14 protein-coding genes are annotated in these 15,346 nt (G+C 64.5%); 3 read left to right on the forward strand and 11 right to left on the reverse strand.

Annotated elements, in window-relative coordinates; translation table 11 throughout:
* The first annotated feature begins 103 nt into the window (after positions 1-103).
* Entirely contained in the window at positions 104-862 is a 759-nt protein-coding gene (locus LB538_RS22115; RefSeq protein ID WP_224529028.1) for a heme ABC transporter permease, read from the forward strand.
* Between the two features lie 161 nt (positions 863-1,023).
* Here the strand turns inward: LB538_RS22115 and LB538_RS22120 are convergent, their stop codons facing one another.
* Complete coding sequence (locus tag LB538_RS22120; RefSeq protein ID WP_224529024.1) at positions 1,024-2,079, reverse strand: D-TA family PLP-dependent enzyme; 1,056 nt, start codon at positions 2,077-2,079, stop codon at positions 1,024-1,026.
* Positions 2,080-2,283: 204 nt separating this feature from the next.
* Here LB538_RS22120 and LB538_RS22125 point away from each other — a divergent pair, with 204 nt between their 5' ends.
* The gene (locus LB538_RS22125; RefSeq protein ID WP_095767778.1) at positions 2,284-2,970 is read left to right on the forward strand and encodes a D-lyxose/D-mannose family sugar isomerase; all 687 of its coding nucleotides are present in this window, start codon (positions 2,284-2,286) and stop codon (positions 2,968-2,970) included.
* Between the two features lie 15 nt (positions 2,971-2,985).
* Here the strand turns inward: LB538_RS22125 and LB538_RS22130 are convergent, their stop codons facing one another.
* From LB538_RS22130 to LB538_RS22155, 6 genes are read right to left on the reverse strand one after another with little or no spacing between them, the layout of a single operon-like run.
* The gene (locus tag LB538_RS22130) at positions 2,986-3,864 is read right to left on the reverse strand and encodes an RDD family protein (protein WP_224529022.1); all 879 of its coding nucleotides are present in this window, start codon (positions 3,862-3,864) and stop codon (positions 2,986-2,988) included.
* A complete protein-coding gene (locus tag LB538_RS22135) occupies positions 3,851-4,867 on the reverse strand; it encodes a stage II sporulation protein M (RefSeq protein ID WP_224529020.1) in 1,017 nt (338 codons plus the stop codon). Before LB538_RS22135 ends, LB538_RS22130 begins: the two co-directional genes overlap by 14 nt.
* On the reverse strand, positions 4,864-6,168 hold the full coding sequence (locus LB538_RS22140; RefSeq protein WP_224529005.1) for a DUF58 domain-containing protein: 1,305 nt from the start codon (positions 6,166-6,168) through the stop codon (positions 4,864-4,866). The genes LB538_RS22135 and LB538_RS22140 overlap by 4 nt, the downstream gene beginning before the upstream one ends.
* Positions 6,165-7,121: an AAA family ATPase gene (locus tag LB538_RS22145; RefSeq protein WP_095767774.1), complete on the reverse strand. Its 957-nt coding sequence runs from the start codon at positions 7,119-7,121 to the stop codon at positions 6,165-6,167. Before LB538_RS22145 ends, LB538_RS22140 begins: the two co-directional genes overlap by 4 nt.
* Positions 7,108-8,322, reverse strand: a complete 1,215-nt coding sequence (locus LB538_RS22150) for a DUF4350 domain-containing protein (RefSeq protein ID WP_224529002.1) — start codon at positions 8,320-8,322, stop codon at positions 7,108-7,110. Before LB538_RS22150 ends, LB538_RS22145 begins: the two co-directional genes overlap by 14 nt.
* On the reverse strand, positions 8,319-8,945 hold the full coding sequence (locus tag LB538_RS22155; protein WP_224528999.1) for a DUF4129 domain-containing protein: 627 nt from the start codon (positions 8,943-8,945) through the stop codon (positions 8,319-8,321). Before LB538_RS22155 ends, LB538_RS22150 begins: the two co-directional genes overlap by 4 nt.
* Before the next feature lie 149 nt (positions 8,946-9,094).
* On the opposite strand from LB538_RS22155, the gene LB538_RS22160 reads away from it, so the two are divergent.
* Entirely contained in the window at positions 9,095-9,877 is a 783-nt protein-coding gene (locus LB538_RS22160; protein ID WP_224528997.1) for a hypothetical protein, read from the forward strand.
* 306 nt (positions 9,878-10,183) lie between these two features.
* On the opposite strand, the gene LB538_RS22165 is transcribed toward LB538_RS22160, so the two are convergent.
* The 4 genes from LB538_RS22165 to LB538_RS22180 all read right to left on the reverse strand — a co-directional run bounded on the left by LB538_RS22165 (position 10,184) and on the right by LB538_RS22180 (position 15,136).
* Complete coding sequence (locus LB538_RS22165; RefSeq protein WP_224528996.1) at positions 10,184-11,824, reverse strand: ABC transporter substrate-binding protein; 1,641 nt, start codon at positions 11,822-11,824, stop codon at positions 10,184-10,186.
* A 259-nt stretch (positions 11,825-12,083) separates the two neighbouring features.
* Positions 12,084-13,127, reverse strand: a complete 1,044-nt coding sequence (locus tag LB538_RS22170; RefSeq protein WP_224528995.1) for an alpha/beta hydrolase — start codon at positions 13,125-13,127, stop codon at positions 12,084-12,086.
* A 5-nt stretch (positions 13,128-13,132) separates the two neighbouring features.
* Complete coding sequence (locus LB538_RS22175; protein ID WP_224528994.1) at positions 13,133-13,810, reverse strand: isochorismatase family protein; 678 nt, start codon at positions 13,808-13,810, stop codon at positions 13,133-13,135.
* A gap of 27 nt (positions 13,811-13,837) precedes the next feature.
* Entirely contained in the window at positions 13,838-15,136 is a 1,299-nt protein-coding gene (locus LB538_RS22180; RefSeq protein WP_224528993.1) for a M24 family metallopeptidase, read from the reverse strand.
* Between the last annotated feature and the right edge of the window lie 210 nt (positions 15,137-15,346).

A 15,346-nucleotide genomic window follows, 5' to 3' on the forward strand; every position in this document is an offset into this window, starting at 1 on the left:
CTCATCCGTCGCCTTCGGCGACACCTTCTCCCACAAGGGGAGAAGGGAAAGCGCGACACTCCCCCGATTGCCCCAGGCCAATCTCCGGTCTATTTAGGTTGGCATGAGCGACACCACCTCACGCTTGAGCGCCTGGGCCGATCTCGCCAATCCGACGCGCTTCGTCGGGTTGGCGGACAAAGTCATTCCATGGCTGGCGGCGGTCACGGCGATTCTGCTCGCCGTCGGCCTCTACATGAGCTTCACCGCGCCGGAGGATTTCCAGCAGGGCATCACCGTGCGCATCATGTATATTCACGTGCCTTTCGCCTGGCTCGCCATGATGTGCTACACGATCATGGCGATCTCGGCGCTGGGCACGCTGGTCTGGCGTCATCCGCTGGCCGATGTGGCACTGAAAGCGGCGGCCCCGATCGGCGCCACCTTCACCGCGCTGGCGCTCATCACCGGCTCCATCTGGGGTAAGCCGATGTGGGGCACCTGGTGGGTATGGGACGCGCGGCTGACCTCGGTCTTCGTGCTTTTCCTGATGTATCTCGGCATCATAGCGCTGACCCGCGCGCTGGATGATGCCGGCCGCGCGGCCTGGGCCGCCGCCATCATCACGCTGGTCGGCTTCATCAACATCCCAATCATCAAATTCTCGGTCGACTGGTGGAACACGCTGCACCAGCCGGCCTCGGTCTTCCGCCTCGGCGGCCCGACCATCGACCCCTCGATGCTGTGGCCGCTCGCCGCGATGGCGCTCGGCTTCACAGTGCTGTTCTTCGCGCTGCACCTGATGGCCATGCGCACGGAGATTTTCAGGCGCCGCGTGACCGCGATGCGCAGAGTTGCCGCGCGGCAGGCGGAGCGGGCCTGACCTTCTCCCCTTGTGGGAGAAGGTGGATCGGCGCGCAGCGCCGAGACGGATGAGGGGTGTTCCAGGGAACGCCAACGCCTCACTCTGCTGGAGCACCCCTCATCCGTCCGAGCTTCGCTCGGCCACCTTCTCCCACAAGGGGAGAAGGGGAAGCCCGCTGCTCACCCCATCCGTCCCCTTGCCGCTACCGGCAGCGTTTCCAGCACCTTGTCGCCGTCGATCAGATGCACCTGGTCGAACAAATTCGTCACCACGCAGCAATGATCGGGAACGACGCGCACGCGTTCGCCGATGCGCAAGGCGCCGCCCGATAGCGTGACGGTGCCGTGCTCTTCGCTCAAGCCCGTGACGCGGGCGCCCGGCACGCCGAGCAGCTCGCCGAAGTCAGGCAGGCCGAGCGTGTCGGAGGACAGCGCCTTGCTGCCGCTATCGACGATGGCGCGCGTCGCCGTCGGATGGCTGACCACGGTTGCCAGCACGGTCAGCGCGCAGTCGTCGAGCGTGCCGACGCCTTTGGCGACCTGGTAGCGGTCGAGATAGATGTAGGTGCCGGGCCGGTATTCGGTGACCACGCTGTCCTCGCCGGAGCGCCACATGTCCGGCGTGCCGCCGCTGGAGATGCGGGCACATTCAAGCCCGGCCGCTGTTAGCGTAGAGCGTGCATTGCTCAGCCATGCCTCCGTCTCGGCGGCGCGCCCCGCCGCCGGATAGGTCATCAGCCCACCGAAGGCGAGGCCCTTGGCCTGGTCGATCACTTTCGCCAGCGCCAGCGCTTCGTCGGCGCTCTGCACGCCGCAGCGGCCCATGCCGGTGTCGCACTCGACCAGAACGGACAACGGATGGCCGGCGTCGGTGAAAGTGGCGGCAAGACCTTCAAGCGTCTCATGGCTGTCCGCCGTCACCGATAGCGTCACGCGCCCATGCAGCGCCTTCAGCCGCTCCAGCTTGGCGCGACCAAGGATGTTGTAAGGGAGAAAAATGTCGGTCAGCCCGGCATCAGCCATCACCTCGGCCTCGCCGATCTTCTGGCAGGTGATGCCGACGGCGCCCGCCTCCACCTGCTTCTTCGCCCAGTAAGGCAGCTTGTGCGTCTTGATATGCGGGCGGAGCTTCAGCCCGTGAGCATCCGCATGGGCCTGCGCTTTCTTGATGTTCGCCTCGGCGCGGGCAGCATCGATGAGGATCGCCGGTGTGTCGAGATCGGCTATGCTTGCCATGAGATCACCCGTCCGAGCATGTCTTCCGCGCGGCGATCCGCTGTGGGACAAAGACATTGCGTTAAAACAAATCAGTTGGGTTATGGCCCCGAACGAAGCCCATGTCACGGGGCCAGATCCGCCGGTTTGCGTCGACAGAGGACCGGCATTGGGCTATTCGGAAGGACGGATTTCAGCAGGCGGCGGCCGGAAGGAAGAGAACCCATGAAGCGCTCCAAGATCAACGACATCATCCGCGAAGCCGACGCCTTCATCCGCTCCTTCGGCTATATCATGCCGCCCTTCGCCTATTGGTCGCCGGAAGAGATGAAGGCGCATAAGGGCGACTCCCCGGCCATCTTCACCTCCCGTCTCGGCTGGGACATCACCGACTACGGCCAGGAGAAGTTCGACGAGCTCGGCCTGTTCCTGTTCACAGTGCGCAACGGTCGTTACGAGGACATGAAGCTCGGCATGGGCATGCTTTATGCCGAGAAGATCATGATCTCGCGCAAGGACCAGCTCTCGCCCATGCACCGCCACAACATCAAGGCCGAGGACATCATCAACCGAGGCGGCGGCAAGCTGGTGCTGGAATTGTTCATGCACGACCGCGACGGCGGCATCGACCCCAAGGCCGAAGTCTCGGTGCCGGTCGACGGCACCATGACCAGACTGCCGGCAGGCGGGCTGCTGAAGCTCGATCCGGGCCAGAGCGTGACGCTGCTGCCCGGCGTCTGGCACGCCTTCTGGGCCGAGGGCAAGGATGTGCTGATCGGCGAGGTCTCGACGGTCAATGACGACCTCACCGACAATGTCTTCCGCGATCCGATCGGCCGCTTCTCCAACATCGACGAGGACGTCGCCCCGCTGCATCTTTTGGTGTCGGATTACGAGAAATGGGTGGGGTAGGCTAGGGACGCTCCGCTAGCGCGCGTACTTATCCGCCTTGCGGTTCCCCAGCAGCAGCTTGCGCTCCAGATGCGCGCGCAGCTCGCCGTAATAGGCGGTGAGAAAAGCCTTTGAATCGATCGGCTCGACCCGGGCGCCGATCTTGCGGGCGATGGTCTCCGCCACAGCTTTCAGCGCGGAATAATCGTCGCGGCGCAACACTTCCTCGAGCTTCTGCAGTTCGGCGATGCCATAGGTGTCGAGCTGCGCGGGGCTGAACTGGAAGCCGGCCGGGACCGGATTCTTGCGCTGCGAAAGGTCTTCGATCAGCGCCACTTTCGGCGCCTCGACCACCCAGGTGCCGGCGAGCAGGTCGCCGATCCTCAGCCGGTCGCGGTTGAACAGCGGAAACAGCGAAAACAGCAACGCCCAGACAAGACCGAAGATGGTCGACAGCGTGTCGGCGACATCGGCGCTGGCGCGCGCAGCCAGAATCGACAACGGCAGAAAAACTTCGATCTCGCGCATCAGATTGCGCGCGATGACCTGGTCGATGGTGAGGCCGGCGCCGCTGCGTGACGCGACCCTCACGCCAACCATGCGCTTGCCCGGCGTGGCTGCCCGCCGGCCCGCCTCGAAGGCGATGAAATAGACGTTGCGCAGGAAAAAGATGAAGATGATCCAGACGATGAACAGCGGCTCCGCATCCTGGATACCAAGCCCTGCAAGGCCGAAGATCATCACCAGCGAGATGACCACGGCCGCGACGACGATGATCACCACGTCGAGCAGGAATCCGGAAGCGCGGGTGCCAGCATCCGCCAGCTTGACCCGCAGGTCCACGCCTTCGGGTGTCACCAGCGGACGTATCAGCGCGGCAGGGTTCTTTGCCTTGGCTGTCCTAGCGGTCGCCATGCCGCACCATCCGCAACAGGTAGAAATATGAAATCCAGAGCGCCAGCATGCCGCCGCCGATCGAATAGCGGGCGAGGTCGCTGGTGATCGTCTGCCGGCCGATGCCTTCCAACAGTCCGGCAAAAAGCAGCATCACCGTGACGCCGATCATGGCGGTCGCCGCCACGCGCCCGGCTCGCGCCGCGGCCGCCATGCGGGTCAGTTCGCCGGGAAAGGCGATGCTGGTGCCGATGCGCATGCCGGCAGCTCCCGCGATGGCGATGGCGAACAGCTCCGTCGTGCCGTGGATCGAAAGCCAGCCGCCGAGCTCGAAACCCAGGCCCTTGGCGGCATAGATCTGGAAAATGGCACCGAGCATGCAGCCATTCATCAGGATGATCAGCACGCTCGGCACGGCGAAGGCGAAGCCCAGCGCGAAGGCCAGGATTGAGACCTGCGTGTTGTGGGTGAAGAGATAGGCCGCGAAGCCCGACAGGAAATGATCGCCGCCGCCGTAAAGCACGCTGCGCAGCGTCTCGGCCGACGAATCCGGGTTGCGCCCGCCCGCCAGGCTCGGCGCGATGATGGCGTCGTACCAGCGCTTGTCCGAAGCGACCAGCCAATAGCCGGCAATGGCACCGATGACGGTGAGCCCGACCGATGTCCATACTTCGCGCCAAAGGTCGCGGATCGCCGCCGGCCAGTCGTGCAGGAAGAAATCGCCGATGCGGGTTCTCAAGCTCCGCCGGGCGCCATAGAGATAAAAATAGCCGCGCAGGCACAGCGCCTCGAGATAGGCGATCAACGCGCTGTCGAGCAAGGTCGCGCGCGCCACCGAAAGCGACGACAGCGCCGAACGGTAGAGGAGCGGCAACGACAGTAATTCGTCTTCTGAGAGCGCGCGCGGCGCGCGCTTCTCGACGCGCGCGAGCAGCGCCTCGAAGGCTTTCCAGTCGGCCTCGCGCTCCTGGCGGAAGCTTGCCAGCGACTGGCGCACGGAATCGGTGCCGGCCGACGGCGTCATAAGAGGTTCTCCTCCTTGAGCTGGATATAGCGCTCGACCAGCGCCGGACCGAGCCGCTGGTGGTCGGCCTCGATGACATGCGCGCCAAGCAGCCTGAGCCTGCCGATCACCACCTGCCGCTGCCGCAAGAGGTCGCCGGCGGTGACGGAACGGGCGACATCTTCGGGTGCAACCGGCGCCATGTCGGCCAGCGTTTCAAGCTCCACATCCTTCATCAGCATGAACAGCACCAGATGCCGCTCGGTCAGCCGGCCCACGGTGCGCAGCATCAGTTCGGCACTGATCGGATCGACGAAATCGGTAAAGACGATGACCAGCGAGCGCCGGTCGAGCTTCGCCGACAGCGTGGTCAGCGCCAGGGTGAAGTTGGTCTCCTCGGTCGAATAGTCGATCTCGGCGGCGCGCTTCTGGATCATGGTGAAGCTCGGCGAGCCGCGCACCGCGCCGCTCGACACGCGCGGCCTGGCGTCGAAGGAAAACAGGCTGACGAGGTCGCCGCCCTTGAGCGCGATGAACGCCGACAGAAGCGCCGCCGTCACCGCGCGGTCGACCTTCGGCACCCCGTCGACCGGCTCGCACATCAGCCGGCCGCTATCGATGGCCAGAACGATGTTGTTGTTCTCCTCGATCCGGAACTCGCGCGCCAGAAGCTTGCCGTGCCGGGCGCTGCGCTTCCAGTCGATCATGCGCCGCCCCATGCCGGGCTGGTAATCCTTCAGCGCTTCGAACTCGCGGCCCTGGCCGGCACGCTTCTGCGTATGGCCGTCGGCAAGGGCGGAACGCTGCAAGAGCGTGATCGCTTCGTCGCGCGCGCTGTTGACATTGGGCAGCACCGCGACCTTGCGGTCGACCGGCAACACAACCTGGTTCCAGATCAGTCCGAACGGACCCTGCCAGCGCAGCCAGAGACGGTCGAAGCCGGCGATGCCGCGGCGGATGGCCTCGAATTCGAGATCGAGCGTGCCGCCATTGGCCGGCAGCGCGCCGCCGGTGCCGGCCAATGGCTGGACCCGCTGGTCGTGCCCGACACGCGCCTGCAGGCGGCGCAGCCTTGCGCCGGCACCGTCCGCCACGTGCAGCGTGAAGCGCCCGCCGACGCCGACCTGCGGCGGCGCCGTCAGCGTGGCGTTGAGCGAGGCGCGACCCCTGCCTGCGGCTGCGTCCACCGCCAGGAATGCAAGCAGCAGGCAGATCCACAACAGGCCGAGATACCAGACATGCGGCAATGCGAGCGCGATCAGGAAGGCGGGGATCGCCCCCGCCGCAGCTGCCCAGACCGCTCGGCCGCTCGGATAGATCAACGCGGCGCTTCCGTATTGTCGACGAGGTCTGAGACGATCTGCTCGACCAGCCGCCCGTCGATCTGCGCGGCCGGCGAGAGAACGACACGGTGACGCAGCGCCGGTACTGCCAGCGCCTTGACGTCGTCGGGGATGACATAGTTGCGGCCGTCGAGCGTCGCCCGGGCGCGCGCGGCTCTCGCCAGCATGGCGCCCGCGCGTGGACTCGCTCCCACTTCCAGGTCAGGGCTTTCGCGCGTGCCGCGCACAAGTGCCGCGATATAGCCGACGACGTCGTCGACCAGCGTGACGTCGCCGACCGTGGCCAGCGCCGCTTCCAGCGTCTCGCGGTCGGTCCGCGCCTTGATGCCGTATTGCTCGATATCGTGCGAGGCCGAGCCGCCGCCGTGATGGACGATGATGGCGCGCTCTTCGGTGAGATCCGGATAGCTCACCCGATGCTTGAACAGGAAGCGGTCGAGCTGCGCTTCGGGCAGCGGATAGACGCCCTGGTGCTCGATGGGGTTCTGCGTCGCCACCACCATGAAATTCCGGCCGAGCGAATGCGTGGTGCCGTCGAAGGTGACGGCATGCTCCTGCATGGCCTCGAGCAGCGCGGCTTGAGTCTTCGGCGGCGTGCGGTTGATTTCGTCGGCGAGCAAAAGGTCGCAGAAGATCGGGCCGCGCGTCAGCGTGAACTGCCCGGTCTGGAAGTTATAGATGTTGGCGCCGACGATATCGCCGGGCATCAAGTCGGGCGTGAACTGGATGCGGCCATAGGCGACGCCAAGCGCCTGCGCGAAGCAGCGCGCCGTCATCGTCTTGGCGGTGCCGGGCGGGCCTTCGAGCAGGATATGCCCGCCGGCAAACAGCGCCGTCAGCATCAGGTCGACCGTGTCGCGCTGGCCGGTGATCGCTTTTGCCACTTCTTCCCTGATCGCGTTCGCCAGGGTCTTCACTTCATCGACGTTCAATGAGCCTCCTTGCCGTCCAGTCATGCAGCTTTTCGGCTGCTTCGTGCATTGCGGCCAGATTGTTGGAATCGTGTACTGCCCTGAAGCGGGCGGTGAAGCCGTGCTGTTCTTCCTTGTCGCGGGAATCGAGCCAGCGGTCGAGCGCCTCGCCCTGCAGCCCGTGCGGCGCGCCGAGCAGGACGGCCGCGCGCTGGCGCATCAGCGTTGCGTAACGGTCGCCAAGCTCCTGCAGCCGTCCGGCGCGCTTCAAAAGCATCGCCGTGGTGTCGACCAGCGCCCGCTTGCCGAAGGCGATGGCGCGCTCTTCGGCGCGCGGCGGACCGAAGCGGCCGAGCCCGTGCAGGAAGGCGAGCGCGGCCGCCACCAGCACCGACAGCGTCAAAGCCAGGAAAGGCGGTTCGATCAGCAGCTTGGCAAGATCGTAGTTGCCGCCGATGCCGTGCAGCGTCAGGTCGAACATGACGGCTCCCTTGGCGGGCTCCAGCATGGCGATGATGTCGAGCGCGGCGGCCGCCTTCTGCTCGTCCTTCAGCGCGGCGTTGTTGAGGAAATCGGGATCGGTGAGGATGTAGAAGGGTTCGTTGTCGAGCTCGGTCAGGATAGCCCTGCCGTCGCCCGCCGCGATCAGCGGATGGTCGTCCGCTACCCATTGCAGCTCCTCCGGCGCGGCCACCATGCGGCCGGCGATATTGATCTGCGAGAGCGTGCTCTCTGCCTCGCCGAGCTTGGCTTTGGCGATGCGGCCGAGCCAGTCGTTGACGACGTTGTTGGGCAGCCGCTCGACCTTTTCCTCCCAGCCTTCGTGGCTGAACAAGGGAAAGGTCTGCCATTTGGGCAGCACGAACAGCGTGTCCTTGCCAGAGCGCAGCTTGATAAGGCGATCGAGCGCGGCCGGGTCGCTGCCCGGCGCGATGGTGACGACGAGCAGGAAGGTCGACGCCACGGGGGACGCGAGGTCCTTCTCGCCGCGCTCCATCGGCGGCGCCTGTCCGTTGGTGAGCTTCAGCCATTCGACAAGCCCGGCATAGCCGGTGCCGCCCTTCGAGAACGGCGTGGCACCGCCCTGGGGCTGGCGGAAATCCGGCGCATAGGTGGACAGCAGGAAAAATCCGGCCGCCGCCAGCAGGCTGGCGAAAATGCCCCAGAACAGGGTCTTGCGGCTGAACGGTTCTTGCACTGCGCCTGTCATCTGCGCGGTCATGCCCAGGCATCTCGGAAGGCGAACCGCTCATAGGCTCCGCGCGCCTGCTGCCAGCCTTCGACCCCGACGGGTCGGCGGGCAAACAAGGCGGCCTCGACGATGCGGGCGATCTCGCTGAAGGCGGCGCGGGGCCGGGTGGGGATGGAGCCGGCGGCGGCGATGTCGCGTGCGGTGAGCGATGGGCGCAGGAAATCGGGCAGCCGGGTGGCGATATCGGAGACGCTGCGACGCAACAGTAGATGCACCGCCTCGTCATACTCGCCGCGCGCGGCGAGCGCATCGGCCTCGGAGAGCAGGACCTGGGCCGCCCCCGCGTCAGGGCGCCACTCTTCCTTCGCTTCGGTTTCTTCGCGTTTTCGCCGCCATGGCAGGCGCCAGGCAATGCCTTTCGCCTCGAGGAAAAGCAGAAAAGCAATGATCGCGACGCCGATGATGACCGCGCCCCAGAACAGATAGATCATGTAGGGGCCGAGCTTCGCCAAGCCGTCCAGAAGCGGCTTCAGCCACTCCGGCGGCTCGGGCCGCACATAGGTCGGCAAGGCGAACTGGATCGAATCGTCCCCGAGCAGTTGCTTGTGCAGCTGCGCCAGCCGTCCGGCCTCTTCCGTCCCTGCGGCTGTCACCCGCTCGTTCCCCCTGCAACCTGCGGTTCGGGGCCGACACTGGCAATACGCCATGACAATTGCAAGCGCACTGGACGTAGCCTTTCAATCTTGGCAAATTTACTTTGAAGTCGCCGATGAACGCAGTGGTGACTCGGGGGAAAATTATCATGACGACTGCAACATTGGGACGACCCGGCCGATTCGAGATCGGCAGGGTATTCAGCAACACCTTCGGAGTGATTGGCCGAAACCTCGGACTTTGCGTTGGGTTGGCGGCTTTGTTTTCCGGTCTGCCGGCCTTGCTCATCAGGCTGTGGACCCAGCCGCAGATCGACGCCATGATGCAGCGCGACCCCGGCACCATGGCCGACCCCGGCGCCATGTTTCGCAATTCCTACATCACCATCATCGCCGGATTGATTTCGTTCGTGTGCGCGCTGCTGCTCCAGTCGGCGCTGGTGCGGGCGACCATCGAGGACCTCAATGGCAAGCGTCCGTCCTTTGGCGACTGCATCCAGATTGCGATCCGCTTTCTGCTGCCGACGCTTGGCATCGGCCTCCTCGTCGGTCTCGGTGCGGGTATCGGCCTGATGCTGTTGATAGTGCCGGGCATTATCCTCTGGCTCGGCTGGTCGATGTCGGTGCCGGTCCTGATCCAGGAGCGGCGTGGCGTGTTCGGCTCGATGTCGCGCAGCCGGGTCCTCACCAAGGGCAGCCGCTGGGGGCTTTTCGGTCTGTTCCTCATTCTCATCATCATCGCGATGATCATCCAATGGGGGATGCTGCTTGTTCTGGTGCTGTTCGGCGGCATCATCGCCGAGATCGGCGCCGCGCTGGTGCAGACGGTGGTCTCGATGGTGCTCTCGATCGCAACCGCGGTGAGCTATGTCGAGCTGCGCCAGGCGAAAGAAGGCGCAAGCATCGACGAACTGGCGGAGATATTCTCCTAGGCAGCAGAGATCACCCGATGGCTTTGGAAAGCCCAGGTGCAGCCGGTAAATTCCGGCTGGGCGTTCGTCGGACGGAATCCAGTTCTCTCGCTGGCGGTCGCGGTGTGCTTTTTCGCCCTGCCGTCGCGACGACCACATACATAGCCTTGCGGCGTGCGAAGGAGGGCGGTGGCGTCGACAAACTGTTGGCCGTCTTTTCCTAGCAATCGGCGCCGCCGACGCAATCTGAGCTGAAGGCAATCGCTGGCAAATGGCAGACGGCCGACGCGACGGGAAGGTCGCGCCGGCCGCTCGCTCCTGGGAGGATCAGGACTCCAGCCACACCGTCTCGAAATGCTGCTCAAGCGCCTGGTGCTGTTCGCAGCCCTGCACGCCCTTGCGATAGGTGCGGTAGACCGAGCGCCAATAGGGCTGGACGATAATGCCGGAGTCGCGCAGGTTGGTCTCGATCTTGGCCATGATCTCCTTGCGCTGGGTGGCATCCGGCGTTGCAAGCGCCTTGTCGAGAAGCTCGTCGAACTCCTTGTTCGCATAGGCGCTTTCGTTCCAGGCGCCGCCCGATTTGTAGGCCAAAGCCAGCACCTGCACGCCGAGCGGGCGGCCGAGCCATTCGGTGCAGGAATAGGGGAACTTGGCCCAGTCGTTCCAGAAGGTCGCTGCCGGCAGCACGGTGCGCTTGATCTTCAGGCCGGCCTCGCGGATTTGCGCGGCAATCGCGTCGGCGGTGCTCTTTTGCCATTCGACGTCGACCGAGATCAGCTCATATTCGTGGTCGGCCTTGCCGGATTCCGAAATAAGCTTCTTGGCCTGTTCGACATCGCGTTTGGCCGGGCCGATATCGGCGAATTCCGGATGCATCGGGCCGACATGGTGGTTGTCGGCGGGCTTGCCGCGGCCGTCGAGCCCGAGCTTCAGGACGGCCGCATTGTCGACGGCAAGCTGGGCGGCGCGGCGCACCTTGAGGTCGTCATAGGGCGCGTTGGAGACATTGAAGCGCGCGACGATGGTCGAGCCGGTGGCGATCTCGGAATTCTGCAGGCCCATCTGATCGGTCTGCGACACGGCATCCGCCGTGGTCTCGTGGTCGGTGTCGATCTCTCCGGACTCGAAGGCGGACAGCGTGGCGTTGGGATCGGAGCCGTAGTCGACCCATTTTATGCCGTCGAGATAGAATTCGCCCTTCCACCAGGGCTTGTCCTTGCGCTTCACCTCCGCGCCCGTCTCGGCGTCCCAACTCACCAGCTCGCAAGGGCCGGTAGTGATGGCCAAAGCCTTCTTCGGATCGGCATCGCCTTCATAGGAGCGGTGCATGATCAGCGCCGGATAGTCGGCCATGCCGGCGATCAGCGAGATGTCGGGCTTCGGCAGGTTGATCTTGACGGTGTAGTCGTCGACCTTCTGAATGCCTCCGTCGACCGGCTTCTTGGTGTCGGCATTGACCAGCGCGCCCATGCGCGCGGCGACCGAATTGCCGGCGACCGAGGCATCGCACCAGCGGTTGAGGTTGTGGATCACGTCCTCGGCGTTGAAAATGTCGCCGTTCGACCAGGTGATGCCCTTGCGCAGGTGCAGCGTGATCGTCTTGGCGTCGTCGCTGGTCTCCCAGCTTTCGAGCAGCCAGGGCTCGAAGGAGAAGTCGGTTTTCCAGCGCACCAGATATTCGTTGCACTGACGCGCGACATTCGACATCTCGACGCCGTCGAAGGTGCGCGGGTCTTTAAAACCTTTGACGTTCATCGCCACGCGCAGCACGCCGCCCTTTTTCGGCTCGGCGGCGCAGGCAGGTGAGGGAGCGATACCGCCCAGCGCCATGGCGCCGGCGGCGCTGACGCCGAAGCCGGCCATCAAAGCCAGATATTCGCGCCGGCTGATCGCGCCCTTCTTGAAATCGTCGGCGATCGGCTTGGCACGCGGGTGCAGTTTTCTGTCGGTCAGCATGAATTTCATCGTCGTTCCCTCTGTTGTTGGGCGCTCCGGGCCGCCATGCGGGGGCAGATGCGTCCGCTGGAGCGCCGTTGCCTGCGAGGGAATGATAGGTCCGCTTTCCGCAGCGAAATGGTTGGGTTTCCGCAGTTCTTGTGCGCTGTTCCGCAGAGGGTACAGCCAATCTCCCCCCTTGTGGGGGAGATGCCCGGCAGGGCAGAGGGGGGCGCTGTCCCGCCGGCGTTTCGGCAGTCAGCGCTACCTTCTCAAGTCGTTCAGATGATCAGAAGTCCGAGGAGCCGCGTTCCTTCGCGCCCCCCTCTGGCCTGCCGGCCATCTCCCCCACGAGGGGGGAGATTAGCGCTCCATCGCCGGCGCCCAGCTTCGAGATGTCGCTGATGATCCTCGCGAACGCCTCCGCCGCGCGCGGCACAGTCGGCCTTGCCCGCAAAAAGCTGTGCACCAGCCTCGGCTCCTCGCGCCACCATGCGTGGCCGCCGGCGGCAAGGATGCGCTCGCGATAGACTTCGCCGTCCGACGACAGCGGATCGCATTCGGCGGTGACGATGATCGTCGGCGGCAGGCCGGAGAAATCGTGGTCTCGAAGCGGCGAGAACGTTGGATCGTCCTGTGACTGCCCGGGCGCGGACCGGATGCGACGGTAGAACTCGATGTCGCTGACGCTGAGCAGCGGCGCTTCGGCATGCTCGACATAAGAGCGACCGATTTCGTCGCCGCCCAGCTCCGGATAGATCAACATCTGGCCAACAGCGTGCCTTTCACGGCGCCGCGTCGCTTGCGCCACCGCGGCAGCGAGATTTCCGCCGGCACTTTCGCCGCAAAGCACGATCGGCAGCGTGCTGGTCGCCGCGACCCATTCGAACACGGCCAGCGCATCGTCGAAGGAGGCGGGGTGCAGGTGTTCCGGCGCCAGCCGGTAGTCGGCCGAGACCACCTCGAAACCGGTGCCGGCGCAGATCTCGGCGCAAATGTCGTCGTGGCTGTCGAGGTCGCCAAGAACAAAACCGCCGCCATGGTAATAGACGACAATCGCCGGCGCCGTCTTGTCCGCCATGCGGTAGTATCGGATTGGGATCGCATGCGCGGCCGTCGTTACGAGACCGTCGCTGGTCGTCACGCCTTCCGGATGACCTTGGTGAAACGCGACGCACATCCGATCATAGACCGCGCGCTGCTCGGTAATGGGCGCGGCGACGATCTCCGGCGGGTACCAACTGTTGACCTCGTCGATATAATCCCACAACTCCGGATCGAGCCGGTCGGCATATTGGCCGCGGCTCGACGGATCGGTTTGGGCCCTGGTCACTGCCCTCAAAGCTCGGCGTAGAGCTGCGCCGCGTTCTCGAAGGTGAAGCGCAGCGGCACCGAGCCCTCGACCTGCCACACCTTTACGGTGTCTCCCGCCAACAGCCGGCAGGCATCGAGCGTGTTGGTGACGGCACCGCCATAGAGGCGGTTGGCGAGGTTGAGGATGCCGGTCTGGTGCATGGCGGCACTGGCGCTGCCGCAGGCATCCTTGACCAAAAGCACGCGAAAGCCGCGCGCTACCGCGTCCTTCACCGTCGCGTCGATGCAGGCCTCGGTCCACACGCCCGCAATCACCAGCCATTCGATGCCCGAGGTCTTGAGCTTGTCGCCAAAATCGTTACTGGCGAAGGCGCTAGCTTCCTGCTTGACCAGCGTGACTTCGCCATTTTGCGGCGCCACTTCATGGCAGATTGCGGTCAGCGGATCGTCCTTGTCGGAGAAGGCCGATTTGCCGCTTTCATCGACTGGGTGGAACGGCCGCGCCGCGGCGAGATCGACGATATACGCCCAATGATAGAGCGGCACGAAGTTGCGCCGCGCCGCCTCCTGCAGGCGCTGCACATTGGCGAGGATGTCGGCAAAACTCTCGACCAGATAGCGCTTGTCCTTGCGATGCTCCTCCTGGAGATCGATGAACACCGCGGCCACTGTACCGCGTCGGATGGAAATGGGTGTTTTCATGCGAAATGTGCTGTCGATGCGTCGGCGCTAATTGTCAAGAAACTCGTCTTCATACGGAAACCGCGAAAGCAATTCCGTGCCGGTCTCGGTAATGAGAATCTCATCCTCGAGCTTGACGCCCTCGCGACCGCCTTTCTCGCCGATATAGCTTTCCACGCTCACCACCATGCCGGGCACGATGATGCCATCGCGGCCATAGGTCTCGTAGTCCATCGCGTGCGCGATGAAAGGCGTCTCACCATGCATGCCGACGCCATGCATGACCGAGGTGTAGCGCTGGTCGACGAAGCGATCCGGGATCTTCCAGGCTTTTTCGGCGATCTCGCGGAACGCCATGCCGGGCTTCACGATCGAGATGTTGTGCTGCACCTGGTCGTGCGCCATGCGGTAAAGCGATTTCTGATAGGGCGTCGGCTTGCCCGGGCCGCAGCGGAAGGTGCGCGAGAAGTCGGAATAATAGCCGTAGCAGCCGATCGTGTCGGTATCGAGCGCCAGCAACTCGCCCGGCCTGATCTTGCGCCCGCTCGCCTCGTTGAACCATGGATTGGTGCGCTGTCCCGAGGTGAGCAGCCGGGTCTCGATGAACTCGCCGCCTTGCCGGATCACCTCGCCATACATAATCGCGAACAGCTCGTTCTCGGAAACGCCAGGCTTGATCGCCTCGCGTACGGCCGCCACCGCGGCCTCGGCGCCCGCCATCGAGGCCAGCAGGCATTTGACTTCCTCCGGCGTCTTGACGGCGCGCACCGCCAGTATCTCGCCCTGGCAGTCCTTCACCTCGCAGCCGCGCTTTTCCAGCGCCAGCGCCTGCAGATGGCTGCAGCGGTCGAGCCCGAGCTTCATGGAGCCGCCGCCATGCTTCTTCAGAAGCTCGGCGATCTCGTCGGCGAACGGCCCCGCGGTCTCGTCGTCGCGGCCCGACACCGACGACCAGACGAGCTTGGACGGCCGCGCCTCGTCGATCGTGTCGAGCACCATCGAGACATGGTAGCTCTGCGGATATTCGAACAGCACGATCGGCCCTTCGGTCGGAATGAAGAAGTAGCGAGTCGAGTTGCGCAGGAAATAGCCGAACATGTTGCGCGAGCCGGTGGCGTAGCGCTGGTTGTATGGATCGAACAAAACGACGCCGCCATAGCCAGCCTCGCGCATCCAGGCGCGTAGCTTGGCCAGCCGCCCCTTACGCAGCGCGTCGGCATCGATGAAGGACGGCTCGGTGTCTGAAAGCCACATGCCGCCGGCCGGATCGGCCGCGACGGGGTGGCGCATGCGATCCTTGAAGTCCACATCCTCGGTGCTGTCGGGGTCGAATACGACGATGCTCATCAGAAGGTCTCCTGTTGCGGAGACCATAGCCGGGCAGGGTTTTGAGCTTGTGCGGAATTCCGCGATTGTCGTGCCGGATGCCGCATCATAACTTCGTCATTCTAGGGCGAGCAAGGAGCGAAGCGACGCGCGCAGACCCTGGAATCCTGTGTGTTGGTTCTGGTGTATGGTTGAAGTGGGAAGGAGACCGAATGAATCCTGGTCGTCCTT

The sequence above is a fragment of the Mesorhizobium sp. Ca11 genome, from assembly GCF_020165275.1.
In the GTDB taxonomy this organism is placed as follows: Bacteria; Pseudomonadota; Alphaproteobacteria; order Rhizobiales; family Rhizobiaceae; genus Mesorhizobium.

Bases quoted from the DNA above. Each gene is read 5' to 3' on its own strand.
- LB538_RS22115 (WP_224529028.1), top strand. From the start codon at position 104: ATGAGCGACACCACCTCACGCTTGAGCGCCTGGGCCGATCTCGCCAAT.
- LB538_RS22160 (WP_224528997.1), top strand. From the start codon at position 9,095: ATGACGACTGCAACATTGGGACGACCCGGCCGATTCGAGATCGGCAGG.
- LB538_RS22120 (WP_224529024.1), bottom strand. From the start codon at position 2,079: ATGGCAAGCATAGCCGATCTCGACACACCGGCGATCCTCATCGATGCT.
- LB538_RS22135 (WP_224529020.1), bottom strand. From the start codon at position 4,867: ATGACGCCGTCGGCCGGCACCGATTCCGTGCGCCAGTCGCTGGCAAGC.
- LB538_RS22130 (WP_224529022.1), bottom strand. From the start codon at position 3,864: ATGGCGACCGCTAGGACAGCCAAGGCAAAGAACCCTGCCGCGCTGATA.
- LB538_RS22180 (WP_224528993.1), bottom strand. From the start codon at position 15,136: ATGAGCATCGTCGTATTCGACCCCGACAGCACCGAGGATGTGGACTTC.
- LB538_RS22150 (WP_224529002.1), bottom strand. From the start codon at position 8,322: ATGACCGCGCAGATGACAGGCGCAGTGCAAGAACCGTTCAGCCGCAAG.
- LB538_RS22175 (WP_224528994.1), bottom strand. From the start codon at position 13,810: ATGAAAACACCCATTTCCATCCGACGCGGTACAGTGGCCGCGGTGTTC.
- LB538_RS22165 (WP_224528996.1), bottom strand. From the start codon at position 11,824: ATGAAATTCATGCTGACCGACAGAAAACTGCACCCGCGTGCCAAGCCG.
- LB538_RS22125 (WP_095767778.1), top strand. From the start codon at position 2,284: ATGAAGCGCTCCAAGATCAACGACATCATCCGCGAAGCCGACGCCTTC.